Here is a 23,970-nt window from a genome sequence, read left to right on the forward strand (position 1 = left end):
GCGACGGCCCGCCCTGCTCACCCCCACACCGAAGGCATCCTCCATGTCTCTCACCGACATCCTTCCCGGCCGACTCGGCTTCGGCACCGCCCCGCTCGGCAACATGTTCCGCGCCATCCCCGAGGACGAGGCCCTCGCCACTGTCGAGGCGGCCTGGGACCAAGGCATCCGCTTCTTCGACACCGCCCCGTTCTACGGCGCGGGCCTGGCCGAGGAGCGCCTCGGCCGGGTGCTCGCCGCCAAGCCCCGCGACGAGTTCGTGCTCTCCACCAAGGTCGGCCGCGTCATCCTCGACGAGCATGAGACGGCAGTGCCCGACTTCGGCGAGAAGGGCGGCCTGTTCGAGCACGGCAACCCGAACAAGATCGTCCACGAGTGGACCGCCGAGGCCACCGAGCGCTCCATCGAGGACAGCCTCAAGCGCCTCGGCACCGACCGCCTGGACATCGTCTGGGTCCACGACATCGCCCAGGACTTCCACGGCGACCTGTGGCTCCAGAAGTACGAGGAGGCCCGCACCGGCGCCTTCCGCGTGCTGTCCCGGCTGCGCGACGAGGGCGTCATCAAGGCCTGGGGCCTCGGCGTCAACAAGACCGAGCCCATCGAGCTGACCCTCGCGCTCGACGAGCCGCAGCCCGACGGCTTCCTGCTCGCCGGCCGCTACACCCTCCTCGACCACGAGCACGCCCTTCAGCGCCTGCTGCCCATGGCCCAGGAGCAGGGCGTCGACATGGTCGTCGGCGGACCGTACAGCTCCGGCATCCTCGCCGGCGGCACCCACTTCGAGTACCAGCAGGCCCCGGCGGAGATCGTCGAGCGGGTCGGGAGGCTGAAGGCGCTCACCGAGCGCCACGGCGTCTCCATCAAGTCCGCCGCCCTGCAGTTCTCCCTCGCCCACCCGGTCGCGGCCGCCGTCATCCCCGGCGCCACCCGCCCCAGCCGGATCGCCGAGGACGTCGCTGCCCTGAACGAGACCGTCCCGGCCGCGTTCTGGACCGACCTCCGCGCGGCCGGCCTGGTCAGCCCGGCCGCGCCGCTCCCGAACAACGCCTGAGCCTCGCGCCCCCCCACTTCCCCAGCTGCTTTCTCTCTCCCCCCACGCAGCAACAGGAGCAGCACCATGGCTTCCACTGCGGGACGGACCGGGGCGCCGGTGTGTCAGGAGACGAGCGGCGCCTCCACCTCGGTGAGCTTCACCGTGCACAGGCCGCCGCGTTCGGTGGTCACGTCCGTGACCTCCAGTTGGGTGCCCGGGGCGAGGATGTACTCCTCCTCTCCGGTGAAGGCGGAGAAGCTGCGGATGCCCACCGCGCGGGCGGGGGTCACCTCGAAGAGGGTGCGCTTGCCGCGGCTGCCCAGGAAGGAGCGGGCGACGCCCAGCTCGGAGGTGCAGGAGGAGACACCCCACCAGGTGACCGTGGAGCCGAGGGGGTACTGGCGGCGCAGGTCGAGGGCGACGCCGCGCCACAGCGGCTCGGTGCGGGCGGGGAGTTCCGAGACCGCCGAGAACAGCAGCCGCAGATACGGCAGGTAGGGCACGACACGGCTGCGGTCCGGAGAGCGCAGGACGGCGTTGATGTTGCGGTAGAAGCCCGACTCGCAGGTGTAGAGGAACAGCGCCGCGATGGCGTCGGCGGACAGCCCGCCGCCCGCCGGCTCGTCGGCCCGGCGCTTGCCGAACTCGCGCGAGCGGTCGATGTGACGGCCGAGCCCGGCGAGCACCTCGGTGACGGGGGCGACGGCGTCCTCGAAGGGCATCAGCGGCGTGTCGAGCACGCCGGTGACCGGGGGCAGGACGTGACCCTCGTCCCGGACGCTGGTGAGGCGCTCCAGATACAGCTGGTGCAGTTCCATCGTGGAGGCGATGAAGGCGCCCATGCGTGCGGCGACGTCGTCGTCCGGACCCGCGGAGCCGGTGCCGGAGCCGGTGCCGGCACCGGCCTTCGACTTGTTCCACCCCTTGCTGGGCAGCCAGTCGACGGGGTCGGCGCCGAGCGAGAGCAGGGCGTCGTTGACCGTGGCGAGATGGTCGCCCTCGCAGAAGATGTCGCCCTGCGCCGCCGGGTTGGCGTGGTCGAGGTGCCGGACCTCCACGTCCGGGTACTTCTTCTGCAGGCGCAGCACGATCCGCTTCAGGCTGCGGGCGTGGGCGCCCCACCAGGCGAACACGACACCGCGGTCCTCCGGGTCCTCGGCCTCCTGCTTGGCGCGCAGGATCTCCTCGACGATCTTCTCGGCGACCGGGCGCCAGAAGGTGGTGTGCTGGTCGGTGCCCATGGCGCCGTCGGCGCTCGCGGTCAGCGAGGCGTTGAGCAGCAGCACGCCCTGGGTGAGCATGGCCTGGAACCACTCGGGCGGCTGGACCGTGTCCTTCTCCTTCAGGAGGGCGCGGACGTCGCCGATGGGCGTCTTCTTGACGATGCCGTACTTCCACATCGCGGCCGCCTTGATGAGGCAGCGGATGCTGACGACCCGTCCGAACTGGCTGTCCTTCCAGTCGTTGAAGGTGTTGTCGAACATGGCGATGCCGGTGGCGCTCTCCGGCCGCGGGTAGGGGTTCTGGCCGAAGACGACCACCTTCCACTTGTGCGGCGGGTTGGGCTTGAGCGCCTGGAAGGTCAGTTCGCGCACCGGCACGACCTGGGGGCTGCGGCCGGGCCCGATGAACTGGGCGGCGTCGGGGCGGGCCTCGATGACGGGCTTGAGGACCGGCAGCCAGGGCTCGCCTCCGCCGCTGAAGAGTTCGGCGAGAGCGAGCGGGTCGTTCGGGTCGGGCTGCTGCGGGGTGGGCGTGGCGGTGGCGTCGCTCATGGCGGACGGACTCCCGGTCGTGGTGCCTGAGGGGTGACAGTGGGGGTGGGGATGGCCGGCGACGGGCGGGGGCGGAGTGGCGGGGGCCGGCTTCGCGGCGGCCGGGCCGTCGGCCGTACCGGCGGCTGCCCCGGTGCTGTCAGGGACGAAAGGAATGCCCTTTCGGCGGCATGATCCGCACCCTCGTGGTCTGCGGGGCCTGGTCGATGCCGGCAAGCTGGGAGGTGATCGTGGCGCGCAGCTCGTCGTCGTCCTCGAACCAGTGGTCGTGGAAGAGGGTGTAGCCGGTCCACATGAGGTTGGCGCAGATCCGCGCCGGCACGCGGCCGGTCGCGGCGCCCATCCCGACCAGCGCGACCGAGCGGATGCTGCCGGGCGCCTTCCGGTTCTGCCGGTGCACGGCCTGGAAGGCCGCCGCGCAGGCCATGGCGACGTTGAGGGTCTCGCTCACGTTCTGCGAGGAGCCCACCATGGTCGGTGTCGAGATGAGGAACCGCGGCACGGTCGCCCCGGACGGCACGCACACGGCGCTGCCCACCGGCAGGCGGCCGGCGAACCGGTCCCGGATCGCCCGCTGCACCCGCAGCTGGATCCCCGCCCCGAGGTGCCGCTTGATGACGGCGTCGACACCGCCGTCCATCCGCCCCGCCGCGTTCGTCGGCGTGACCCACGCGTCCACGTCCTCGTCGAGGATCGAACCCCGCCGGATCTCGATCCCCCGCGTATCGGCGAAGGCCGCGCGCCAGGCCTCCACCACACCCGCGTTGACGTCCGTCAGAACCACCCTGAGCGTGGTCGCCACACTGCCCTCGGTCATCGATGCCCCCTGTCAGGAACGGTCTCTTCCAACACCCACGACGCTATCGGCCACCACTGACAACGCCCTCGGACGACGGGGGCGCTGACCTGCCGTCACCCGTGCCGACGGTTCCCGTCCGGGGCGGGCGGTCCGGTACAAAGGATCTTCCGTCGGACGGCGAGGGCCGGGAGAAGAGACAGGGGGCGCGCGTGAGCGGGACGGCAGGGGCGGGGACCGAGTTCCATACGCCGAAGGGCCGGGTGCGGGGCCGGCGGACGGACGACGGGGGCGTGGCCGTGCTCGGCATCCCGTACGGCGCCCCGCCCTTCGGCCCGTACCGGTTCCGGGCGCCGCGCCCGGCGGCCTCGTGGAGCGGGACGCGGGACTGCGGGGACTTCGGGCCGATCTCGCCGCAGTCCGCGCGGCTGCCGGGCGCGCCGGTGTGGCGGCCCGGGGACGAGGACGTCCTCACGCTCAACGTGTGGGCCGGGCCGGGGACCGCGGCCGGGGGCGCGAGGCCGGTGCTGGTGTGGGTGCACGGCGGCGCGTACACCTTCGGTTCGCCGGCCCAGCCCGACTTCGACGGGGCCGCGCTGGCCCGCGCCGGATTGGTCGTGGTGAGTGTCGGGCACCGGGTCGGGTTCGAGGGATTCGGCCATGTGCCCGGCTTTCCCGACAACCGGGGGCTGCTCGACCTGGTGGCGGCACTGCGCTGGGTCCAGGACGGCATCGCCGCGTTCGGCGGCGATCCGGGGCGGGTGACGGTCGCCGGGCAGTCGTCGGGCGCCGGTTCGGCCGTGTGCCTGATGGCGATGGAGGAGGCGCGTGGGCTGTTCCACCGGGTCGTCGCGCACAGCGTGCCCAGCGCCTTCTACGTACCCGAGGTCGCCGCGGCGATCACCTCGGCCGTCGCGGCGGAGGCCGGTGTGGCCGCGACGGCGGACGGGCTGCTGTCCGCCGCGCCGGAGCGGCTCGTGGCCGCGTCCGACGGGGTGGCGGCGCGGTGCCGGGAGGGCGGTCCGGTGGCGGCGGTGCAGGCGTACAACCCGGTGGTGTACCAGCCCGTCGTCGACGGCGAGGTGCTTCCGGCGACCCCGCTCGACGCGCTGGGGGCGGGTGCGGCGCGGGAGGTGGACCTGCTGGTGTGTCACACGCTGGAGGAGTGCTGGTTCCTGCACCGGGTGGGAGCGATCCGGGACGTCACGTCCGAGGAGGAACTCGGCGCCTTCGCACGGGCCTTCGGCCTTCCGGCCGCCCTGCCCGACGCATACCGGGAGCTGATGCCCGGAGCGCCGGTACGGGACCGCTATCTGGCGCTGTTCGGCGACGCGCAGTTCGGCGAGTACAGCAGCCGGCTCGCCGAGCAGCACGTCCGCGCCGGCGGCCGGGCCCACCTGTCCCGCTTCGCCCGTAGGCGCCAGGTCGAGGGCGGACCCACCCGGCCCTGGCACACCGCCGATGTGCCCTTCGCCTTCGCCAACCTCGACGCGGAAGGCGCTGATTTCCTCCTCGGTGCGGCTCCCGACGCGGCCGACCGGGCTCTCTCCTCCCGCATGGTCCGGGCCTGGGCCGACTTCGCGGCGACCGGCGACCCTGGCTGGCCCGCACTGACCGAGGGCGCGACGCCGGTCCATCACTGGGCCGTGCCTGAGGACCGCGTCACCGACGATCGCGGGTCCGCGCGGCGCGCGCTCTGGAGGGGCGTCGGCTTCGGTCCGATCCGGCGGTGACCGTTCCCGAGAGGAGCGAACCGTGACCCTGGACGTGAGGGTGAGGGTTCACTCGACGAGAGGTGCCGGGATGTGACGAGGTCTCACCGGTGTTCGCAGGCGCGGCACCTCGATCCCCTGACCTCGCCGACGGCACATTCGCCGTGACCGGAGCCTCCCGCCCGGGGCCGGGCCCGCAGTACCGTGGAAGCCGTACGAGACGAGGAGGCACGCTCATGAGTCCTCTGCCGCACGACACCACGTCCGGGTCCGGGTCCGCGTCCGCTCCCGCACCCCTGTCCGTATCCGCTCCCGTCTACGCCAGTCCGTACCGGCTGGAGGACGACGAGGGGCCGCAGACGCTTGCCGAGCTGCGGGCGGCGCTCGCCGACATCGATCCGGCCGAGCTGACCGCTTTCGACGCGCGTCTCGACGCCGCCCGGTTCGGGACGGGGCACCGGACGGTCATCACGCAGGCGCGGCAGCTGGTCGCGATGCGCACGCGTCCCGAGGTGCGGGAGGCGATACGCGCCTCGCTCGCCGGCGAGACGGAACTGATGACGGTGGAGGACCTGTTCGCCGAGCTCGACAAGGGCGGCGCCGCCTCGTGACCCACTGGAGCGTCGAGATCCCCCGCAGGCTCTACAACGAGATCGCCCATCTCTCCCCCGGCGGCCGCCGCGCCCTCCATGACGCCCTGGCCGCGCTGGCCGAGGAGCCGCGCCCACCGGAATCCCGCCCCCAGCCGGTACGGGGCGCGGAGCTGCGCCGCGTCGCCACCTTGCCGGCGAGCGACAACGGCCTCACCATCACGCTGCTCTACCGCGTCCACGACCCGGCGGGCGACGCGCCGGGCCGCGTCGAGATCATCTTCCTCATCGCCGGGCCGTAGCCGCCGGCAGAGCCCCCGGTGTCAGAACTTGCCCGTGTGCTGTGCCGTACGGTGCCCCAGGCAGGCGGTGACATCCGCGACGAAGGCGTCCGACAGCGGGGGCCAGCCCCAGAATTCGAGGCAGAGCGTGCCCAGGGCGTAGGAGTCGCACCACTGCCAGTCGGTGACGGGCGACGGGGTGGCGCAGGCGGGACATATGGCCTCGCCCGTGCCGGTGGCCTCCCAGGCTTCGACGGCCGCGCGGAAGGGGGCCCAGGTCGGTTCGTCGGCCTCGAAGGAGTTCGGGTAGTCGATGAAGGTGGTGCGGGTGGCGCAGCGCGGGCAGACGGCGTATTCGGCGTCGTCCTCGCCCTGGCCGCCGACGAAGTGGTGGCGGCCGGTGATGACGGCGAGCGGGCCCGGCGGCCGGCCGAGGTCCGCCTGCACGGCGCGGGTCCACCGGGGGCCGGGGGCGTAGCCCCCGTCCGCGTACTGGCTGTACATGCCCGTGCCGTCCGGTGCGCGGGTGATGACACCCTCGGCGACGAGCCATTCGGTGATCCGGTCCGCGAGCAGGCCGGCCTCCTCCGCCGTCGCGTCGATGTCGATGTCGACGATCCGCTCGAAGTAGTCCCCCATGCTTCCCGTTCCCTCCCGTCCACGGGCCGCGGTCCGGCCCCGTACGCCCACTCTGGCATCCGGCACTGACAACGGGGGCAATGGGCGGCGGGCGGCCGGCGGCCGGTCAGTCGACCGGCCAGGTGTGCGCCGGGGCGTTGAGGTGCATGTAGTCGATGTACTGGCCGGTCATCCGGCGCAGTGCCTCGGCGCGGGGCAGGTGGGTGACGTCGTGGAGGCGGTGGAACATCTCGGACTGCCACACGGCGCCGTTGCGGCCGGTGACGCAGCGCTGCTCGATGATGCCCAGGAGCGGCTCGCGCCACTGTGCGTCGAGGCCGAGGCGTTCCAGGCCGCGGTGGGCCAGCGGCAGCAGGCGGCGCAGGACGAGTTCGCTGGCGGGGACCTGGCCCATGCCGGGCCAGAAGAGCTCGGCGTCGATGCCTCGGCGGGCCGCGGTGTGGAGGTTGTCCTCGGCGGCGGAGAAGGACATACGGGTCCACACGGGGCGGTCCTCGTCGACGAGGGCGCGGAGGAGTCCGTAGTAGAAGGCGCCGTTGGACATGACGTCGGCGACGGTGGGGCCGGCGGGCAGGACGCGGTTCTCGACGCGGAGGTGCGGGACGCCGTCGACGACCGCGTAGACGGGCCGGTTCCAGCGGTAGACGGTGCCGTTGTGGAGGGTGAGTTCGGCGAGGTGGGGGATGTCGCCGCGGTCGAGGGCGGCCTCGGGGTCCTCGTCGTCGACGAGCGGCAGCAGGGCGGGGAAGTAGCGGGTGTTCTCCTCGAACAGGTCGAAGACGCTGGTGATCCAGCGCTCGCCGAACCACACGCGCGGGCGTACGCCCTGGATCCTGAGCTCGTCGGGGCGGGTGTCGGTGGCCTGTTCGAAGAGCGGGATGCGGGTCTCGCTCCACAGTTCCCGGCCGAAGAGGAAGGGCGAGTTGGCGGCGAGGGCGATCTGGACGCCGGCGACGGCCTGGGCGGCGTTCCAGTGGTCGGCGAACTCCTCGGGTGCGACCTGGAGATGGAACTGGGTGCTGGTGCAAGCGGCCTCGGGGGTGATGGTGTCGGCGTAGGTGCGGAGCCGTTCGACGCCGTCGATCTCGATGAGGAGGTCCTCGCCGCGGGCGGCGAAGATCTGCTCGTTGAGCAGGTGGTAGCGGGGGTTCTCGGAGAGGGCGGAGTGGTCGACGTCGGCGCGGTCCAGGGTGGGCAGGGTGCCGATCATGACAAGGTGGGTGCCGACCTGCGAGGCCCGCTCCTCGGCGTGGTCGAGGGCCGCGCGGATCTCGCCCTCCCAGGCGTCGGGGCCGCCCGCGGCGAGACGCCGGGGCGCGATGTTGATCTCCAGGTTGAAGCGGCCGAGCTCGCTGTCCCAGGCGGGGTCGGCGATCGCTTCGAGGACCTCGGTGCTGCGCATGGCGGGGCGGGCGGCGTCGTCGACGAGGTTGAGTTCGATCTCCAGGCCGACCTGGGGCCGCTCGACGTCGAAGCGTGCCTCGCGCAGCATGCGGGCGAGGACGTCGAGGCAGGTGTGGGTTCTGTCGCGGAACCGGCGGCGGTCGTCACGGGTGAACGTGAGCGCCGGGACGTCGCGGCCCATCGGGTCCTCCCGCCTGTCGTCGGTACGGATCCCTCGTCTCCCTCCTCTCAGCGTGCCACCGGGAGGCGGAGGGCGGCCAGCGGGGCGGCGGGTGGGGGCAGGGGCGGATGGCGCGGTCGAGGGGTCGGGGGCGGGGTCGGGGGGTCGGGGGCGGGGTCGGGGTCCGCCGGCTGTCGGAGCGAGCTGGAAGAATGGCGCCGACCACGCAAGGTGCCGGGAAACCGGGAGATCAAGGGGGGAACGGGCATGATCGTGCTCGTACTGAGCGCCGTCCTCGTGCTGGTGGCCGCGGGATGCGGCTGCGTCGTCTGGGCGGCGCGGGGCGGACCGCGCTGGGTACGGGGCGTGGCGGCCGCCACGCTCGCGGCCGGGGAACTCGTACGGGGCGCGCAGCGCGCGAGCCGTAAGCGTCAGGGGTCGGACCAGCATCTGCTGGGCGGTGGGGGCGGTGACGGTGGCGGCGGTGAGTGAGGCGGTGCCCGCGGGGTGCCACGACCGGCACCGTTTCCTCGGCATACCGGAGTTGACCGGGCGCCCGCCGCGCGTCGCCGTCGTCGTCGACGTCATGCGCGCCTTCACCGTGGCCGCGTGGGCCTTCGCGCGCGGCGCGGAACGGATCGTCCTGGCGGCGTCGGAGGCCGAGGCGCTGGCCCTCAAGGCCGCCCGTCCGGGGTGGCTCGCGCTCAAGGACGGGACACCGGCTGAGGGGTTCGACGCGGTGAACTCGCCGGGCCTGGTCAGGGCGTCCGACCTGGCCGGCCGTACGGTGGTGCAGAAGACGACGGCGGGGACGGTGGGCGCGCTGGCCGTCGGCGGCGCCGAGCTCGTCCTGTGCGCGAGTTTCGTGGTGGCGGGCGCGACGGCCGCGTTCCTGCGGGGCGCGGGTGCGGGAGTCTCCTCGCCGGTGACGTTCGTCGTCACCGGCGAGGACGGGCGGGCGGACGAGGACCTGGCCTGCGCCGAGTACATCGCGGGGCGGTTCGACTCGGGCGGCGCGAGCGAGGCCGGTGGGGTCGGCGATGTGGCCCCGTATCTGCACCGCGCCCGGACCTCCCGGGCGGCGGCCGACCTCGCCGAGGGGCTGCGCCGGGGCTACCGGGGTGTGCACGCGGACGACGTCGCGCTGTGCCTGGAGGCGGACCGTTTCGGCTTCGCGATGGTGGCGCGCCGCGAGGGCGCGCTGACGGTGGTCCGGCCGGTCGAGGTACCCGGGCGGCCGTGACGGGCGCCGCAGGCGGGGCGCTCACGACGCCTCGGCCTCGTACCGGCGACGCCTCGGGCCGCGCCACGACGGACGGCGCACTCGCCGTACGGCGCGGCGCGGAGCGGGTTCTGACACCAGGACCCTACGCCTGGGGCCCTCGACCCTGTCGGAATCCAGGACGCGCGAGACCAGCGCGGTGCGGGGGTGGCCGTGTCCGGCGTTCAGCGCAGCCGAAGTCTGGGCGCCTCCGCCGCGCGCAGGCGGCGCCCTGGGACGAGCCTCGACAGGCGGCCGCACTCACCGTGCGGCAAGGCGCAGAGCGGGTTCTGACACCGAGGCCCTACGCCAAGGGCCGCGCCGCGCCCCGGCCGGAATCCGGGTCGCGCGGGACCGGCACGGCGCAGGGGCGGCCCGCGTCGACGTTCGACTCAACCGAAATGCGCCCCGGGCCGTGCCCCCCGTAGGGCGCAACCGGGCCGTGCCGCTCCCCCCGGCCTTCTTCATTCCCCCAGGGTCGGCGGCCAGGGGTAGCCGAGCCGCTCGGCGTCCGCCGAGCCTCCCCACACCTCGGCCACTGCGCGTGGGTCAGCGGCGGTCAGCTGGGCCTCGAAGCGCCCGGCCTGCTCGGTGGGGTCGCCGTCGTCGACGAGGAGGGTCAGGCCGAACTGGAGCCAGGGCCGGCCGTCCTCAAGGTCGATGCCAGGGTGCCCCAGGACGACGTGGATGCGGTCGGGTTCGCGGCGGGCGGCCCAGACCGCCTCCAGTTCGCACTCCCAGCGGGCGAGCCAGTCCTCGCGCCTCCGCAACGCGGCCTCCAGGAGCCTCGCGACCGCGCAGGCCGGCCACTCCCAGCCCCGGTCCGCCGTCGCCCGCCGCACCTCCGCCTCGTACGGCTCGGCGTCGAAGCGCAGTTCGGGTAGCCGGATTCCGGGTCCGGCCGGGTCCCGCCAGCCCGACCAGACCACCTCGTCGCCGTCCCGCACCACGGTCACGTAGAGCGCGCCGCAGCAGCTCTCCACGCCGCATCCGCCACCCGCGAGCCGCACCTCGCGCGGCACGGCATCGGCGTGCAGCGGCCTGTCGTCCGGATCCAGCAGGTGACGTGGGCTCGCGCCGCGCCAGTGGGAGGAGCCGTCCACCAGCAGGTCCTGGCCGTCGACGACGGGGCGGACCTCGGGGACGCCGCGCTCAGAGCCCGCCGGCGGGGAGACGATCCGGAGCTGGAGCAGCGGGCGGCGAGCGGGTTCCGTGGTCATCATCGGTCGATGGTCGCGGAGGCGGGTCCGCCTGTCACGCGGAATTCCCGCGGGAGGCCCGGGCCGTACCCACCCGACACCGGTCGTCACCGCCCCTCCCCCACCCTCACCGGCCTCCGCAGCAGATACCCCGCCGCCGGAACGATCAGCATCAGCATGCAGGCGATGAAGACGAGGCCGGCGCCCTCCAGGCCGAGGGGGTCGGAGAGCAGGCCGACGCCGATGACAGGGAGGGAGATGCCCGTGTAGGCGACGACGAAGAGGGTGGAGATGACCGCCGCGCGGCGGTCGGCGGGGGCGGCCTGGGCGACCGCGGCGATCGCGGCACGGAAGGCGAGGCCCTGGCCGGTGCCGCCGACCAGGGCGGACAGGACGACGAGGGCGAGGGTGTCGGTGGCGAGGGCGCCGGCGAGGAGGAGCAGGCCGGCGAAGAGGACGGCGCAGCCGACGGGCAGGGAGCGGGCGACACCGACGCGGCCGACGGCGAGTTGACCGGCCGTGGAGGCGAAGAAGGCGAGGGCGACGACGAGGCCGCTGACGGCGTGGTTGTCGACGTGGAGGTAGCGGGCGAGGAAGGCGGGGCTCACGGAGGTGAAGACGCCGAAGAGGGCGAAGCCGACGAAGGCGGCGATGGCCGCGGGCACGAAGACGGCCCGGACCTGCGGGGGCAGGGCGGGGCGCTGGGGGCGGACCGAGGACAGCGGGCGCCGGTCGGTGACGGTCTCGGGCAGCCGCAGCAGGACGAGGGCCGAGGCGATCACCAGGGTGAGGTGGACGGCGAAGGGGAGCGTGAGCGGGTCGGTCGCGTATTCGGCGAGGAGCCCGGCGAGGAGGGGGCCGCAGCCGAGGCCACCCATGTTGGCGGCGGTGGCCACGAAGGTGGCGCGGGAGGCGCCGCCGGGCGGGGCGAGTTCCAGGACGTAGGCGGTGGCGGCGCCGGTGAAGAGGCCCGCCGACAGGCCCGAGAAGAGGCGGCCGGCATACAGCCAGGGGAGCCCGTCGGCGGCCAGGAAGCAGCCGGCACTGGCGGCGGCGCAGCCGAGGCCCCAGAGCAGGGCGGGCCGCCGGCCGACGGTGTCGGAGGCGTTGCCGGCGAGGAGAAGTACGCCGATGACGCCGAACGCGTACACCGCGTAGACGACGGTCACGGTCAGCTCGGAGAAGCCGAATTCCTGCTGGTAGAGAGGGTAGAGCGGGGTCGGCAGGGTGGTGCCGGCCATGCAGACGACGAACACCGCTCCGGCGAGCAGGCACGGCAGCCATCCCCGCCGTGCCGCCCGGTCCTCACCGCCGTGCTCACTGCTGTGCTCACCGCCGTCTTCGCGCATGGCGCCGACCGTAACCCGGGTGGTCCCACCGGGCCCGGCCAACGCACCGGGACGGCGGCGCGCCGCCCTCTTCCGCGCGCTCGTCAAGGCACCTCCTCGCTCTGCGCGCCGGGACGTCGCGGGTTCTGCTGGAGGGAACGGACCGCCGCGGCCGGGCCGCCGACCGCCACCGCCGCGGGCACCATGGTCGCGGTCGAGGGGGACGTCACCATCGTCGGACTGGGCGGCGGCATGCTGCCGGTGGGTTTCGGCGCGCTGCCGTACGAGGCGACGGTCACCGCGCCGTACTGGGGCACCCGGGCCGAGCTGATCGAGGTGCTCGACCTGGCCCGGTCCGACGCCGTGGACGTGCACGTCGAGACGTACAACATGGACGCGGCGCCACTGGCGTACGAGCGGCTGCACGAGGGACGCGTCAGGGGGCGCGCGCGTCCTGCCCAACGGCTGACGGCACCAGTGCCGGTCCCGCCACCGCTACCGGCACCGCCACCGGATTCTCGAGCAGCTCCAGGCCCGCGCCGATGCGAAGGGCCTGATCACCTGGGACATCTCCGTCTACCCCGCGATCACCCGCGCGCACCAGCACGCGGCCGGTGCGCGCAAAGAGGGGATCTGCAGGTCGAGCCGCCCGGCAGCGTCTTCGCCGAGGCCAACCGTTAACCAGATGGTTGAATGAATGGCCGGGCCGGCGTATTGTCAACCACATGGTTGAAGGTGCTCCGGCGCTGGACGCGGTCTTCCACGCCCTGGCCCATGATGCGCGACGCGAGATGCTGCGCCGACTCGCCGCAGGTGATCTCACCGTGGGCGAACTCGCTGCGCCGCTGCAGATGTCGCTGGCGGCGGCGTCGAAGCACCTGAAGGTGCTCGAACAGGCGGGCTTGGTGCGGCGCACCGCCACCGGACGGCGTCACATATGCCGCTTGCGGCTGGAGCCGCTGTCCAGCGCGGTCGCCTGGCTGCGCTTCTACGAGCACTTCTGGGACGAGCGACTCGACGCCCTGCAGGACGCCGTGGAGCGGACCACCGATTTTGACGAGGAGGAGTCTCAATGACGTCCAGCCCCACCCCCTTCCCGACGGTCCGGCGTGAGCGCACGCTCTCCGCTCCTCCGGCCGCCGTCTACCGAGCCTGGCTCGACCCGGAAGTCCTGCAACGATGGCTCGCGCCAGGCGCGTTGGAACTCGCCCGTGCCGAGGTCGACGAGCGCGTCGGCGGCCGCTTCCGCATCTGGCAAACCCATTCGGACACGCCGGTCGGCGGGTTCGAGGCCGAACTGCTGGAGCTCGTGCCGAACGAGCGTATCGCCTTCCGCTGGGGCTTCGTTGGTCCCGACCGCGACGCCGGACCCCGATTCGACTCCCTGCTGACGGTTACCCTGCGCCCGGTGCCCGAAGGGACCAGACTCGTCATCGTCCACGAGCGACTGGACGCGCTCGCTGCCGCCATGCCCGATGCCGCGCAGCAGATCGGCGGTGGTTGGGACTCCGTGCTTGACCGGCTGGCCGTGGCGGTGAAGGCATGACGACACCGGACCTGCGACCCGCGACGTCGGTCCTGGCCGAGCTCGTCCGGGGCGTGCGCGACGACCAGCTCGACGCGCCGACGCCCTGTGGTGGCCTCACGGTCGCCGAGCTCCTCGACCACATCGACAGCCTGTGCATGGCCTTCACCGCCGCCGGCACCAAGGAGTTCCGCGCGGACGGTGGTCGGGCCCCCGTGCCGGCCGCATCGAGGCTGGGCACGGACTGGCGCGATCGCCTGCCCGCCCGGCTGGACGAACTGGCTCAGGCATGGCGACCGTCCGTTGCCTGGGCCGGCACGACGCAGGTCGGCGGTGGTGAGCTGCCGGCACGGGCCGCTGGGGCCTCCGCCGTGGACGAGGTGGTGGTGCACGGGTGGGAACTCGCCGTCGCGACAGGTCAGCCCTTCCCCGGTGGCGACCCGTCGCTGGTCGAGGCGTTGGAGACGGCTTACGACTGGGTCCGGTCGGTTGTCGAGCAGAACCCGGACGGCAGCCCGGGCCTGTTCGGGCCCCCGCTGCCTGTCCCCGACCATGCGCCGCTTCTGGACCGACTCCTTGGCCTGACTGGCCGTCATCCAGGCCGGCGACCGAGCTGAGTCGAGCTCAGCTCGGTCCGCCGGGCGAGGCCCTCTGTGTCCGATCACCGCGGCGAGGGCTGCTCCGGATGTGAACTGGTCTTCCCCGAGACCGCAGCACCCACACGACGCCAGACCATGTTCGGCTGCTCCCCGGCGTGCAGCACGCCTTACGGCGCGATGCGCACGGGTCCCGCCTGGCGGCCGTCGTCGTAGTAGTCGTCGTCACCGCCGGTGATCACGCTGTTGGTGATCTGGCCGGCGAGGCCGAGGATCAGGAACACCCAGACGAGGACCTTGGCAGAGGTGCCGAGGACCAGCGGGCGGGTGGCCGACAGGGGCTTCTGGGCGGCGGGCGCGGGCTCGTCGCCGAAGACGCCCTTGGGGTACACCGGGGTGAGCATCATCGCGTACGCGCTGAACCGCATGCGGTAGCGGACGACGGCCGCCGTCGCGGCGAACACGGGCTCGGGCAGGCGGCCCAGGATGATCGTGATGATCCAGAACACCCAGCCGATGGCGAACCAGCCGGACTGGGCGAGGCCGCTGACGATGGACGCCGGGATCATCAGGATGAGGCGGAAGAGGACGGCGAGCCGGTTGAGCGGTGTCTGGCGCAGTTCGATCTGGAGGGGGTAGTCCGGGGCGTCGAAGGCGAACGGCGGGTAGCGGTCGACGAGCAGCATCGAGCTGGCCGTCACCCGGGTCTGGTAGGCGAGGACGTCGCCGAGGAAGGAGTGGATCGGGTCGGGCAGCCGGCCGAGGACGAGGGCGGCGAACCAGCCGACGATCGCCACGAAGAACGCCGCGACGGACAGCACCACGACCACGACGAACTGCGGGATGAGCAGCAGCCAGCGCAGGAACACGGTCCAGCGGCGTTGTCGTCCCGGCGCGGACACGTCGAGCGGCGGGCGGAACTCGCCCTCGTCGGTGTCCGCCATGGGACGGGGTTCCCAGCCTGCGCTCATGGCCGCCTCCGTGCGGGTCCCTGGGTGGCAGAGTCCCCTCGATCCTGGCGCGGCGGTACGGGGTGCGCACGGCCACGGGGGCCGTGCGGGGCATCGGGCGGGCACGGGACGGCTGCGAGAGGCCGCTGCGAGAGGCGGGCACGATACCAGCACAGAGGCCGCGTCAGGCACGTTTTCAACTACTCTCCACACCCGCGTGGATGCGTACGGTAGTCATGAGGCCAGGGAGGGAACACCTTGGTCTTCAGTCTGAGTCGTCGCCGCAAGTCCGCCCCGCCGGTCGCACCGCCAGTCGCACCGGTCGCACCGCAGGTCGCACCGCCGGTCGCCGCGCCCCCGGTGCCACCGCTCCGGCGGGAGGCGGAACGGTTCGTCCGTCAGTTCCACGAGGAGCAGCCGCAGGCCGGGGACGCGGAGCCTCGGGTACGGGAGGTGCTCGCCGAGATCGACCGGACCGGGACGTATGTCCACTCCCCCGCCGAGCTGGCGTTCGGCGCGCGGGTGGCCTGGAGGAACGCGGCCCGCTGCATCGGCCGGCTCTACTGGCGCAGCCTGGTGGTGCGCGACCTGCGGCAGGTCACCGCGCCCGGTGAGATCGCGGAGGAGTGCTTCGAGCATCTGCGGCTCGCCGCGAACGGGGGCCGGATCCGCCCGGTGATCTCCGTCTTCGCGCCGGACCGGCCGGGGCGGCCCGCGCCGCGGATCGCCAACGACCAGCTGATCCGCTACGCCGGGCACCGTACGGCCGGCGGCTCCTGGGTCGGCGATCCGCGCAGTGCCCGGCTCACGGCCGAGGCCCGGGCGCTCGGCTGGAAGCGGGACGAGGAGGCGTTCCAGGTGCTGCCGCTGATGGTGCGGGAGCGGCCCGGAGCGCGCCCCGAGTGGTTCGAACTGCCGGACGGCACGGTGACGGAGGTGCCGCTGCGGCACCCGGACCACCCGTGGTTCGCCGAGTTCGGGCTGCGCTGGTACACGGTCCCGGCGATCAGCGAGATGGTCCTGGAGATCGGCGGGATCCGGTACCCGGCGGCCCCGTTCAACGGCTGGTACATGGGCACCGAGATCGGCGCCCGGAACCTGGCCGACACCGAGCGCTACGACCTGCTGCCCAGGATGGCCGACCGGCTGGGGCTCGACCGGTCGAGCGAGCGGACGCTGTGGCGGGACCGTGCCCTGGTCGAGCTGAACGTGGCGGTGCTGCACTCCTTCGAGGAGGCGGGCGTGACGATGGCGGACCATCACACCGAGTCCGAGCGCTTCCTGCGGCACATCGCGCAGGAGATCCGGCACGGCCGGCCGACCCCGGCGGACTGGAGCTGGATCGTTCCTCCTGTCTCCGGCTCCGCGACCCCGGTGTTCCACCGCTACTACGACCCGGTGGAGCCGGACACGCGCCCCGCCTTCCTCCCCCGGGCCGACCGGCCCGACGCGACTCATTAGGCCCGACACGCCCCAGACCCGACGCACTTCAGGCCACGACGCACCCCGGGCCCGGGCCCGGGGCCCGGGGCCCGGCGCACGATCGCGCCGGGCCCCGGCCGCTCACCGGCGCTCGGCCGCCGGGGCGTAACCCGCCGGGCGGGTGGTGAAACCGGCCCGGCCCTGCGTACGGCTGCGCAGATGGGTCGCGTAGCCGAAGAGCGCGGCGAGCGGGACGGTCGCCGTGAGGACCGCCGTGTCCGCGTGGGTGGTGGACTCGGTGATCCGGCCGCGCCGGGCGGTCAGGTCGCCGAGCACCGTGCCGACCGTGCTGTCGGGCGCGGTGACGGTGACCTCGACGACCGGTTCGAGCAGGGTCGTGCCGCCCGTGCGCAGGGCCTCGCGCAGCGCGAGCCGTCCGGCGGTGCGGAAGGCGAGCTCGGAGGAGTCCTTCACATGGGTGGCCCCGTCGGTGAGGGTGACCCGGACGCCGGTGACCGGATGGCCGCCGAGCGGGCCGTCGGCCAGGGCGTCCCGGCAGCCGGCCTCGACCGCGCGCACGAACTCCTGCGGGACGCGCCCGCCGGTCACCGCGGACCGGAACACCAGGTCCCGCCCCGAGGCGTCCACGCCCTCGCCGTCCGCGTCGCCGTCGCCGTCGCCGTCACCGAGCGGGGCGACGTCGAGGACCACGACCGCGAACTGGCCCGACCCGCCGTCCTGTTTGACGTGCCGGTACGTCAGTCCGGTGACCGTCCCGGAGGGCGTCTCGCGGTACGCCACCTTGGGGCGGCCCACCGTGACGTCCAGGCCGTGGGCGCGGCGCAGCTTCTCCACCGCGACCTCCAGGTGGAGTTCGCCGAGGCCTGACAGGACGGTCTGACCGGACTCGGGGTCGGTCCGCACGGTCAGCGAGGGGTCCTCCTCGCCGAGCCGGGCAAGCGCGACGGCGAGCCGTTCCGTGTCGCGGCTCTGCCGGGCCTCGACGGCGACGGACACCACCGGATCGGCGGAGACCGGCGGTTCGAGCCGTACGGGCGGCGCGTCGGCGGCGCACAGGGTGGCGCCGGTGCGGGCCGCCTTCGGGCCCACGACGGCGACGATGTCACCGGCGACGGCCCGGTCGGTCTCGGCGGTGCGGTCGGCCTGGACGCGCAGGATGCGGGCGATGCGTTCGGTGCGGCCGGTGGTGCTGTCGAGCACGGTGTCCCCCTTTCGCAGGGTGCCCGCGTAGACGCGGAGGTAGGTCATACGGCCGAGCGGTGTGGTGGTGACCTTGAAGGCGAGCGCGGTGAGCGGTGCCGTGGGGTCGGCGGGCTCGTCGCCCCGTACCGGCGGAAGGTCGGCGGGGGCGGGCAGATACGCGACGACGGCGTCGAGCAGCGGTTCGACTCCCCGGTTGCGGTAGGCGGAGCCGCACAGCACCACCACGGCCTCGCCGGACAGGGTGAGGTCGCGCAGTGCGGCGGTCAGGGTCTCCGGGCTCAGGGTGCCGTGGGCGCAGTACTCCTCCAGGGCGGCGGGATGCAGTTCGGCGACGGTCTCGGCGAGCCGGTGCCGTCGGCGTACCGCCTCCTCGGCCAGGTCTTCGGGCACGGGTCCGGTCCCGTACGTGTCGGTGCCGGCCCGCCACAGGTGGGCGCGCAGGTGGACGAGGTCGACGACACCGGTGAAGGCGTCCTCGCGGCCGACGGGCAGCTGGACCGGCAGCGGCACGGTGCCGAGGCGGTCGCGAATGGACGCCACGGCGGTGTCGAGGTCGGCGCCGGCCCGGTCGAGTTTGTTGACGAAGGCGAGGCGCGGGACGCCGTGCCGGTCGGCCTGGCGCCACACGGACTCGCTCTGCGGTTCGACGCCCGCGACGGCGTCGAAGACGGCGACGGCGCCGTCCAGGACGCGCAGCGCGCGTTCGACCTCGTCGGCGAAGTCGACGTGCCCGGGGGTGTCGACGATGTTGAGGCGGTGGCCGGCCCAGTCGCAGCTGACGGCCGCGGCGAAGATGGTGATGCCGCGGTCGCGTTCCTGCGGGTCGAAGTCGGTGACGGTGGTGCCGTCGTGGACCTCGCCGCGCTTGTGGGTGGCGCCGGTGAGGTAGAGGACCCGCTCGGTGAGGGTGGTCTTGCCGGCGTCGACGTGGGCCAGGATGCCGAGGTTGCGGATGCGGGTACGCATGGTGAGGTGGTCCTTCGCGTGCGATGCGGTGGAGATGCAGGGCAGCGCGATTCCCGTGACGGGGCGTGCGGGAGCACGGATTCGGGACGCAGACGGGTGGTGGTGACCCGGGTCTGTCCGAGGCCTCTGTCCGAGGCGTCTGTCCGAGGTTCGTCGCGGGTCAGCGGTGGCGGCCGCGCAGCCGGCACCGGGGCGACGAAGAGGCCAGGATCACGTCGTACCGGGTACGGGAGACACCACGGATGCGGGCGGTGGCGTTCAGGGCCGTGGCGCGCATGGGTGTCTCCCTTCGTTCCGTGCGTGGAGGTACGGCCGCCGGTGCGGCGGTACGCGGTGGAGTCTAGGCAGCGGAACACCGGGCGCGACAACGGTTTTTCACCGGGAAGGGCCGGCCCCGTCCGGGTCAGTGCTGGGGCGCGCGGCGCTGCAGGCGGGCCCGGCTCACCCAGTACGTGATGACCGCGGCCCAGAAGACCGGGAAGGCCAGCGCGCCGAAGGCGTCGTACCGCCACAGCAGCAGCCGGAGCGCCGAGTGGAGGGCGAGCACCGCCACCGCCGTCGCCATGGCGAGGACCGGCTTGCAGCTGCGGGACACGAGGAGTAGCGGGCGGCGCAGCCTCGGCGGCACCCGGCGGGTCAGCCAGAGGAACCAGCCGCCCCAGCCGCCCGCCATCACGCCCACGGCGAGCAGCACACCGATGACGGCCTCACGGCCCTCGGCGCCGGAGTTCAGATGGGCCGAGGCCATGGAGGCGGCGACGAAGCCGACGAGGGCCACCCAGCGGGAGCCTGCGACGGTGCCCCAGGCCATGGTCTCCAGGTTGTAGCGGGCCTGACGGTCGTCGAGGTCGAGCGCGGCGGACTGGACGAAGCCCTCGGCGGCCTTGGTCCAGGAGCCGGGGCGTCGCCAGCGGCGGCGCAGATGGAGCAGGGAGAGGTTGTTGTGCGCCTCGCTGCTCTCGGGGTCGAGACGCAGCGCCGTCTCGTACGCCCGCTCGGCGACCTCGTGGTTGCCGAGGCGCTGGGCGGTGAGGCCGACGAGGAAGTGCGCGTCGCTCTCCTCGGGGGCGAGGGAGACGGCGGTGCGGGCGGACTCGTACGCGGCCCGCTTGCGTTCGGCGTGGACGGAGCGGTCGAGGACGCTGGCGAGGGTGTAGTGCGTCGCCCAGAAGTGCGGGGCGAGGGCCACGGCGCGCCGGGCGGACTCCTCGGCGCGCTCGTACTGCCGCGTGGTGAGCAGCACATGGGTGCGCATCAGCCAGCCGCCGACGGAGTCGGGTTCGGCGCGCAGGGCCTGCTCGACGAGGTCGAGGGCCTGGGCCTCGTCGCCGAGGCGGTGGCGGCAGCGGGCGAGCAGGACGAGCGCGGAGGCGTCGTCGGGGTGGGCGGCGAGGTGGCGGGCGGCGGCCTCGGCGGCCTGTTCGTAGCGTCCGAGGTCGTAGAGGGCGTCGGCCTGCACCAGGTCGCGGCCGGCCGCCGGGTCTGCGGTCGTCACAGCTTGCGCTTCTTCTTCAGGTGGGCGAGCAGGTCGTCGTACAGGCCGCCGTCGTTGGCGAACATCGCGACGTTGCGGGCGGAGGCGAACCAGGACTCGCTGGACGGCTTGATCTGCCTGGCCGCCTGCAGCAGGTCCTTGGTGGTGATCATGCGGATGGTGCCGGTACGGGCGGAGTCGAGGAGCGCGGCCTCGGCGGCGGACTCGCAGACATGGGCGAGGTCGGCGCCGGAGAAGTCCTCCGTGACCTTGACGATACGGCCCAGGTCCACGGACTCGATGGGCCGTTCGCGCAGGTGGTAGCGGAGGATCGCCTCGCGGGCCGGGGCGTCCGGCGGCAGGACGAGCAGGGTGCGGTCGAGCCGGCCGGGGCGGCGCAGCGCGAGGTCGACGTCCCAGGGGACGTTGGTCGCGGCGAGCACGAACACGCCCTCGTTGCGGTCGCCGTCGACGCCGTCGAGCTCGGTGAGGAGCTGGTTGACGACGTTGCGCAGTCCGCTGTGGTGCATGCGGGAGCGCTTGGCGCCCAGGGCGTCGAGCTCGTCGAGGAAGACCACGCAGGGGGCCTGGCGGCGGGCGGTCTCGAAGATGTCGTGGACGTTCCGCTCGGAGGTCCCGATGTACATGTCGAGGATGTCGGACAGCGACACCGACAGGAACGACGCGCCGAGTTCGCCCGCGACGGCGCGCGCGATGAACGTCTTGCCGCAGCCGGGCGGGCCGTACAGGAGCAGCCCGCCGCGCAGCGACTTGCCGTACAGGCGCCGCAGTTCGGGGTTGCGCATGGGTGCGAGGAACGCGGCCTCCAGGCGCTCCTTGACCTCCCGCATGCCGCCGACGTCGGCGAGGCGTACGGCTCCGGGCGCGTCGACGTCCCAGGCGGAGGCGTCGCCGGGGTCGCCGAAGCCGTCGGAGGTCAGCGGCGCGGTCAGGCCGTCGCCGTCGCCGGCGCCGTCGGCGAACCGGGGGCCGACGAGGTCCGCGACCTCCTGCTCGGCGGCGGCCCAGTCGAAGGCGGGCGGTTCGGCGGGGAATTCGGGCGTCTCGTCGACGACCGGTGCGGGCGTCGGGGGCTGGGCCGGGAGTCCCATCGCACGGGCCATCAGATCCCGTGCGGCCGGGTCGCCGGGGGCGTGCTGGAGGGCGGCCGCGGCCTGACCGACGGCCTCGTCGTGCCGTCCCTCCGCGAGAAGCAGTTCGGCGAAGTGCAGCCGCAGCGGCACGTCTTCGGGGGCGGCGGCCACGGCGGCGCGCAGGCTGCGGAGGAGCGGAGACTCGTCGGACATGGCCCCAGCCTAGAAAGCGCCCGGCGCGACCCGTGCACCGGGTGGGGCGCGTGGTGTGGCTGGGGCGGGCTGTGGGAGGCGCGGCGCCGGAGCCACACGCATCGGGATACCGGCCGGAGGCCGGGCGGGCCCGGGGCCCCGGGCCGCGGGGTCAGGCGGCGGTACCAGAACGGCCGCGCCGCGCACATCGGGGTGCGGGCCCGGAAGGGCCGGAGCCGCGCCGGTCGGAGCCGCACCAGTCGGAGGTACGGCCGGAGGCCGGGCAGGCCGGGGCCGGGTGCGTCCGGAGTACGGGCCCGGGGAGCCGGCGTACGAGGCCGGAGGCCGGGTGAGGCCGGGGCCACCCCCGTCCGGGGGGACGGGCCCGAGGAGCCGGCGGGTCGAGGGGTACGCGGCCCGAGGCCGGGTGAGGCTGAGCCGCGGGACGTGTGGTCAGGCGGCAGGGTCGGACGAGCCGTCCGGACGGCTGTCCGCAGTGCTGTCCGCCGCAGGGCGCGACGGCGTCCCGGCGCGGGCCTCGTGCACGGTCTGGACGGCGCCGGTCACCAGTGTCACGGCGCCGACCACCATGAGCACCACGCCGACCTTGGTGAGGGTGAGGACGGGGATGTCGACATCGCCCGTGAGGAGCTTGAGGCAGAGGCCGACGGCGAAGACGGCCACGCCTTCGAGGACGTTCTTGGTGCCGCGGCTCATCGTGGGCGCCTCTCGTCGTCCGGCGTGCACCGCGAAGACGCACGTCAGGGGGTGATCAGGTGGGATGCCCCCAGCGTAGGCAGCGGGTCTGCCCGGTCGCCTCGCCCCCGTGGACGAGACCGGCCTCCGTCGGACGACGGAGGCCGGAGGGTGCGGAACAGCCCCGAGGGAGGTCAGGAACGGCCGCGGGCGGGGCGGTTCCCGCCCTGGCCGCCCTGGCCGCCGCGGCCTCCGCCGCCCCGGCGGGGGCGCCGGCGGTGCGGGGAGGGCACAGGGGTCGCTGGGCCGCCGGCCGCCTCCGGGGACGAGAACATCATGGGCACCACGGGCGGGACCGGGGCCCCGGGCACGGCGGGTGCGGCCGGCGCTGCCGGTGCCGGCGGCGTCGCCGCCGCGGCGGCACGCGCGGCGAGCGAGTCACGCCCGGTGGACGCGCCGCCCGCGCCGGCGAGAACGCTCGCGTGGGTGATCAGCGGGGCGCATGCCTGGCAGATCTCGGCGAGGGTCCAGACCTCGGCGACCGCCGGGTTGTGAATGAGGACGAGAAGCGTCCGGCCGGTGCAGGTGGTGCGGGCGGTGTGGTGCCGGCAGTCGCTCGCGCCGCAGGCGCAGGCGGCGTTGGGGCGTGCGGTGGCCAGGCGGGCATGGGCACGGACGTGCTCGGCGGCGAAGGTCCGCAGGGACGCGAGGTCCTTGGACCGGGCCGGCATGCGGCAGCCCGGCGTGGTGCAGGTGACCGTCGCCGAGTGGTCGGGGTGACCGGTGAGACGGATCGTCCAGGTCCGGCCTGGCACACGTGATCCAGGGAGCATGCTCAACGCGCACGTTTCCGTTCAGGTGAGAGGGGTGTTGGCCATGGTTTTACCCCGTGCGCGCCGAAGGTTCACATCCGGACCCCCTCGGAAGGCGCGTGGCGGCCGGATCCGGCCCCCGGACGGGCGCATCTCCGCCCCCTCGGACCGCCCCCTCGGCCCGCCGCCGCAGACCGTCCGGACCACGTCCGCACCGCGTCCGGACCGCGTGCGGACCGCGTGCGGTGGCGGGCCGGGGGCCGGACACGGAGCATGGGAATCAGCTCGTGGAGATCGACGAGTGGCGGGAGTGTCCGCATGAGCGAGAACACGGCCGGGAACGAGGGCTGGGGCGACGACGTCTACCAGCCCGACGGCAGCGAGGTGCAGGACGACGCGGGGCTGCTCGACGCCTCGGACACGCTGGACGGGCCCCTCGACAGTCCCCTCGACGAGGGGTACGTGCCTCCGGACCGCCCGTGGGCCGTGGAGCACACCGGGGTCACGGCGGCCGAGCGGCTGCGGGGTGAGTCCCTGGAGCAGCGGCTCGCCGAGGAGGTTCCGGACGACGCCCCCGACCCCGACTGGGACGGCGTCGGCGACACCGTGGACACCGACGGCGAGCCGCTGGACGGCGAGGTCGGCACCCGCCGGTCGGGCCGTCTGGTGGCCCTGGACGACGGTCGCGCCCTCTCTCCGCTGGAGGGCCTTGCCCGTGACGTGGGCATCGACGGCGGTGCCGCCTCCGCCGAGGAGGCGGCGATGCACCTGGTCGACGAGGAATGACGGCGGGTGACGCGGCGTCGCACAGGGTGACACAGAGCGGTAGACACGGAGC

At 73.7% G+C, this 23,970-nt stretch carries 23 protein-coding genes and 2 pseudogenes; 13 read left to right on the forward strand and 12 right to left on the reverse strand.

Going from position 1 to position 23,970, the window contains the following annotated elements; translation table 11 throughout:
* Window positions 1-43: 43 nt before the first annotated feature.
* Window positions 44-1,054, forward strand: a complete 1,011-nt coding sequence (locus AB0C73_RS27750) for an aldo/keto reductase (protein ID WP_362535384.1) — start codon at window positions 44-46, stop codon at window positions 1,052-1,054.
* A gap of 104 nt (window positions 1,055-1,158) precedes the next feature.
* On the opposite strand, the gene AB0C73_RS27755 is transcribed toward AB0C73_RS27750, so the two are convergent.
* Together AB0C73_RS27755 and AB0C73_RS27760 are read right to left on the reverse strand one after the other, a co-directional pair.
* Window positions 1,159-2,811 carry an ADP-ribosyltransferase domain-containing protein gene (locus AB0C73_RS27755; protein WP_362535387.1) on the reverse strand — a complete coding sequence of 551 codons (1,653 nt, stop codon included), beginning with the start codon at window positions 2,809-2,811 and terminating at the stop codon, window positions 1,159-1,161.
* Window positions 2,812-2,950: 139 nt separating this feature from the next.
* The gene (locus AB0C73_RS27760; protein ID WP_362535390.1) at window positions 2,951-3,628 is read right to left on the reverse strand and encodes a macro domain-containing protein; all 678 of its coding nucleotides are present in this window, start codon (window positions 3,626-3,628) and stop codon (window positions 2,951-2,953) included.
* A 191-nt stretch (window positions 3,629-3,819) separates the two neighbouring features.
* Between AB0C73_RS27760 and AB0C73_RS27765 the strand changes: the two genes are divergently transcribed.
* From AB0C73_RS27765 to AB0C73_RS27775, 3 genes are all read left to right on the forward strand, one after another.
* Window positions 3,820-5,340: a carboxylesterase family protein gene (locus tag AB0C73_RS27765; protein WP_362535393.1), complete on the forward strand. Its 1,521-nt coding sequence runs from the start codon at window positions 3,820-3,822 to the stop codon at window positions 5,338-5,340.
* 215 nt (window positions 5,341-5,555) lie between these two features.
* Window positions 5,556-5,930 carry a hypothetical protein gene (locus tag AB0C73_RS27770; RefSeq protein WP_362535395.1) on the forward strand — a complete coding sequence of 125 codons (375 nt, stop codon included), beginning with the start codon at window positions 5,556-5,558 and terminating at the stop codon, window positions 5,928-5,930.
* Window positions 5,927-6,211, forward strand: a complete 285-nt coding sequence (locus AB0C73_RS27775) for a hypothetical protein (protein WP_362535396.1) — start codon at window positions 5,927-5,929, stop codon at window positions 6,209-6,211. The genes AB0C73_RS27770 and AB0C73_RS27775 overlap by 4 nt, the downstream gene beginning before the upstream one ends.
* A gap of 21 nt (window positions 6,212-6,232) precedes the next feature.
* On the opposite strand, the gene AB0C73_RS27780 is transcribed toward AB0C73_RS27775, so the two are convergent.
* Together AB0C73_RS27780 and AB0C73_RS27785 are read right to left on the reverse strand one after the other, a co-directional pair.
* Window positions 6,233-6,829, reverse strand: a complete 597-nt coding sequence (locus AB0C73_RS27780) for a hypothetical protein (protein WP_362535399.1) — start codon at window positions 6,827-6,829, stop codon at window positions 6,233-6,235.
* A gap of 106 nt (window positions 6,830-6,935) precedes the next feature.
* Window positions 6,936-8,414 carry a glutamate-cysteine ligase family protein gene (locus tag AB0C73_RS27785; protein WP_362535400.1) on the reverse strand — a complete coding sequence of 493 codons (1,479 nt, stop codon included), beginning with the start codon at window positions 8,412-8,414 and terminating at the stop codon, window positions 6,936-6,938.
* Between the two features lie 246 nt (window positions 8,415-8,660).
* Between AB0C73_RS27785 and AB0C73_RS27790 the strand changes: the two genes are divergently transcribed.
* Together AB0C73_RS27790 and AB0C73_RS27795 are read left to right on the forward strand one after the other, a co-directional pair.
* Window positions 8,661-8,885: a hypothetical protein gene (locus AB0C73_RS27790; RefSeq protein ID WP_362535403.1), complete on the forward strand. Its 225-nt coding sequence runs from the start codon at window positions 8,661-8,663 to the stop codon at window positions 8,883-8,885.
* Window positions 8,878-9,636 carry a 2-phosphosulfolactate phosphatase gene (locus tag AB0C73_RS27795; RefSeq protein ID WP_362535405.1) on the forward strand — a complete coding sequence of 253 codons (759 nt, stop codon included), beginning with the start codon at window positions 8,878-8,880 and terminating at the stop codon, window positions 9,634-9,636. Before AB0C73_RS27790 ends, AB0C73_RS27795 begins: the two co-directional genes overlap by 8 nt.
* Before the next feature lie 482 nt (window positions 9,637-10,118).
* Here AB0C73_RS27795 and AB0C73_RS27800 read toward each other — a convergent pair whose 3' ends face one another.
* Both AB0C73_RS27800 and AB0C73_RS27805 read right to left on the reverse strand, forming a co-directional pair.
* Window positions 10,119-10,877, reverse strand: a complete 759-nt coding sequence (locus tag AB0C73_RS27800; protein WP_362535408.1) for a hypothetical protein — start codon at window positions 10,875-10,877, stop codon at window positions 10,119-10,121.
* Between the two features lie 83 nt (window positions 10,878-10,960).
* Window positions 10,961-12,202, reverse strand: a complete 1,242-nt coding sequence (locus AB0C73_RS27805) for an MFS transporter (protein WP_362535411.1) — start codon at window positions 12,200-12,202, stop codon at window positions 10,961-10,963.
* A 174-nt stretch (window positions 12,203-12,376) separates the two neighbouring features.
* Between AB0C73_RS27805 and AB0C73_RS27810 the strand changes: the two are divergent.
* From AB0C73_RS27810 to AB0C73_RS27830, 5 genes and pseudogenes are all read left to right on the forward strand, one after another.
* Window positions 12,377-12,650 (forward strand): annotated as a pseudogene (locus AB0C73_RS27810) (NAD(P)-dependent alcohol dehydrogenase); the annotation flags it as partial.
* Window positions 12,651-12,692: 42 nt separating this feature from the next.
* Window positions 12,693-12,812 (forward strand): annotated as a pseudogene (locus AB0C73_RS27815) (IS5/IS1182 family transposase); the annotation flags it as partial.
* 94 nt (window positions 12,813-12,906) lie between these two features.
* Window positions 12,907-13,257: a metalloregulator ArsR/SmtB family transcription factor gene (locus AB0C73_RS27820; protein ID WP_362535414.1), complete on the forward strand. Its 351-nt coding sequence runs from the start codon at window positions 12,907-12,909 to the stop codon at window positions 13,255-13,257.
* Window positions 13,254-13,727 (forward strand): SRPBCC domain-containing protein, encoded by a 474-nt coding sequence (locus tag AB0C73_RS27825; RefSeq protein ID WP_362535417.1) that lies wholly within the window; start codon window positions 13,254-13,256, stop codon window positions 13,725-13,727. The genes AB0C73_RS27820 and AB0C73_RS27825 overlap by 4 nt, the downstream gene beginning before the upstream one ends.
* Window positions 13,724-14,323 carry a TIGR03086 family metal-binding protein gene (locus tag AB0C73_RS27830; protein ID WP_362535420.1) on the forward strand — a complete coding sequence of 200 codons (600 nt, stop codon included), beginning with the start codon at window positions 13,724-13,726 and terminating at the stop codon, window positions 14,321-14,323. The genes AB0C73_RS27825 and AB0C73_RS27830 overlap by 4 nt, the downstream gene beginning before the upstream one ends.
* 149 nt (window positions 14,324-14,472) lie before the next feature.
* Here the strand turns inward: AB0C73_RS27830 and AB0C73_RS27835 are convergent, their stop codons facing one another.
* Window positions 14,473-15,273 (reverse strand): DUF4389 domain-containing protein, encoded by an 801-nt coding sequence (locus AB0C73_RS27835; RefSeq protein WP_362535423.1) that lies wholly within the window; start codon window positions 15,271-15,273, stop codon window positions 14,473-14,475.
* A gap of 339 nt (window positions 15,274-15,612) precedes the next feature.
* On the opposite strand from AB0C73_RS27835, the gene AB0C73_RS27840 reads away from it, so the two are divergent.
* Entirely contained in the window at window positions 15,613-16,713 is a 1,101-nt protein-coding gene (locus AB0C73_RS27840; RefSeq protein WP_362535548.1) for a nitric oxide synthase oxygenase, read from the forward strand.
* A 102-nt stretch (window positions 16,714-16,815) separates the two neighbouring features.
* Here the strand turns inward: AB0C73_RS27840 and fusA are convergent, their stop codons facing one another.
* The 5 genes from fusA to AB0C73_RS27865 form a co-directional block, all read right to left on the reverse strand.
* The gene (fusA, locus tag AB0C73_RS27845; RefSeq protein ID WP_362535426.1) at window positions 16,816-18,864 is read right to left on the reverse strand and encodes an elongation factor G; all 2,049 of its coding nucleotides are present in this window, start codon (window positions 18,862-18,864) and stop codon (window positions 16,816-16,818) included.
* A gap of 403 nt (window positions 18,865-19,267) precedes the next feature.
* The gene (locus AB0C73_RS27850) at window positions 19,268-20,359 is read right to left on the reverse strand and encodes a tetratricopeptide repeat protein (protein WP_362535429.1); all 1,092 of its coding nucleotides are present in this window, start codon (window positions 20,357-20,359) and stop codon (window positions 19,268-19,270) included.
* Entirely contained in the window at window positions 20,356-21,645 is a 1,290-nt protein-coding gene (locus AB0C73_RS27855) for an AAA family ATPase (RefSeq protein WP_362535432.1), read from the reverse strand. The genes AB0C73_RS27850 and AB0C73_RS27855 overlap by 4 nt, the downstream gene beginning before the upstream one ends.
* A gap of 432 nt (window positions 21,646-22,077) precedes the next feature.
* Complete coding sequence (locus tag AB0C73_RS27860) at window positions 22,078-22,341, reverse strand: DUF5708 family protein (protein ID WP_362535435.1); 264 nt, start codon at window positions 22,339-22,341, stop codon at window positions 22,078-22,080.
* A 173-nt stretch (window positions 22,342-22,514) separates the two neighbouring features.
* Window positions 22,515-23,135: a hypothetical protein gene (locus tag AB0C73_RS27865; protein ID WP_362535437.1), complete on the reverse strand. Its 621-nt coding sequence runs from the start codon at window positions 23,133-23,135 to the stop codon at window positions 22,515-22,517.
* Between the two features lie 315 nt (window positions 23,136-23,450).
* Between AB0C73_RS27865 and AB0C73_RS27870 the strand changes: the two genes are divergently transcribed.
* The gene (locus tag AB0C73_RS27870; protein ID WP_362535440.1) at window positions 23,451-23,918 is read left to right on the forward strand and encodes a DUF5709 domain-containing protein; all 468 of its coding nucleotides are present in this window, start codon (window positions 23,451-23,453) and stop codon (window positions 23,916-23,918) included.
* Window positions 23,919-23,970 lie beyond the last annotated feature (52 nt).

The organism is Streptomyces sp. NPDC048623 (assembly GCF_040650755.1).
GTDB lineage: Bacteria > Actinomycetota > Actinomycetes > Streptomycetales > Streptomycetaceae > Streptomyces.

Bases quoted from the DNA above. Each gene is read 5' to 3' on its own strand.
- AB0C73_RS27800 (WP_362535408.1), bottom strand. From the start codon at position 10,877: ATGATGACCACGGAACCCGCTCGCCGCCCGCTGCTCCAGCTCCGGATC.
- fusA (WP_362535426.1), bottom strand. From the start codon at position 18,864: ATGCGTACCCGCATCCGCAACCTCGGCATCCTGGCCCACGTCGACGCC.
- AB0C73_RS27755 (WP_362535387.1), bottom strand. From the start codon at position 2,811: ATGAGCGACGCCACCGCCACGCCCACCCCGCAGCAGCCCGACCCGAAC.
- AB0C73_RS27825 (WP_362535417.1), top strand. From the start codon at position 13,254: ATGACGTCCAGCCCCACCCCCTTCCCGACGGTCCGGCGTGAGCGCACG.
- AB0C73_RS27750 (WP_362535384.1), top strand. From the start codon at position 44: ATGTCTCTCACCGACATCCTTCCCGGCCGACTCGGCTTCGGCACCGCC.
- AB0C73_RS27870 (WP_362535440.1), top strand. From the start codon at position 23,451: ATGAGCGAGAACACGGCCGGGAACGAGGGCTGGGGCGACGACGTCTAC.
- AB0C73_RS27805 (WP_362535411.1), bottom strand. From the start codon at position 12,202: ATGCGCGAAGACGGCGGTGAGCACAGCAGTGAGCACGGCGGTGAGGAC.
- AB0C73_RS27860 (WP_362535435.1), bottom strand. From the start codon at position 22,341: ATGAGCCGCGGCACCAAGAACGTCCTCGAAGGCGTGGCCGTCTTCGCC.
- AB0C73_RS27770 (WP_362535395.1), top strand. From the start codon at position 5,556: ATGAGTCCTCTGCCGCACGACACCACGTCCGGGTCCGGGTCCGCGTCC.
- AB0C73_RS27855 (WP_362535432.1), bottom strand. From the start codon at position 21,645: ATGTCCGACGAGTCTCCGCTCCTCCGCAGCCTGCGCGCCGCCGTGGCC.
- AB0C73_RS27820 (WP_362535414.1), top strand. From the start codon at position 12,907: ATGGTTGAAGGTGCTCCGGCGCTGGACGCGGTCTTCCACGCCCTGGCC.
- AB0C73_RS27835 (WP_362535423.1), bottom strand. From the start codon at position 15,273: ATGAGCGCAGGCTGGGAACCCCGTCCCATGGCGGACACCGACGAGGGC.
- AB0C73_RS27760 (WP_362535390.1), bottom strand. From the start codon at position 3,628: ATGACCGAGGGCAGTGTGGCGACCACGCTCAGGGTGGTTCTGACGGAC.
- AB0C73_RS27790 (WP_362535403.1), top strand. From the start codon at position 8,661: ATGATCGTGCTCGTACTGAGCGCCGTCCTCGTGCTGGTGGCCGCGGGA.
- AB0C73_RS27785 (WP_362535400.1), bottom strand. From the start codon at position 8,414: ATGGGCCGCGACGTCCCGGCGCTCACGTTCACCCGTGACGACCGCCGC.
- AB0C73_RS27780 (WP_362535399.1), bottom strand. From the start codon at position 6,829: ATGGGGGACTACTTCGAGCGGATCGTCGACATCGACATCGACGCGACG.
- AB0C73_RS27830 (WP_362535420.1), top strand. From the start codon at position 13,724: ATGACGACACCGGACCTGCGACCCGCGACGTCGGTCCTGGCCGAGCTC.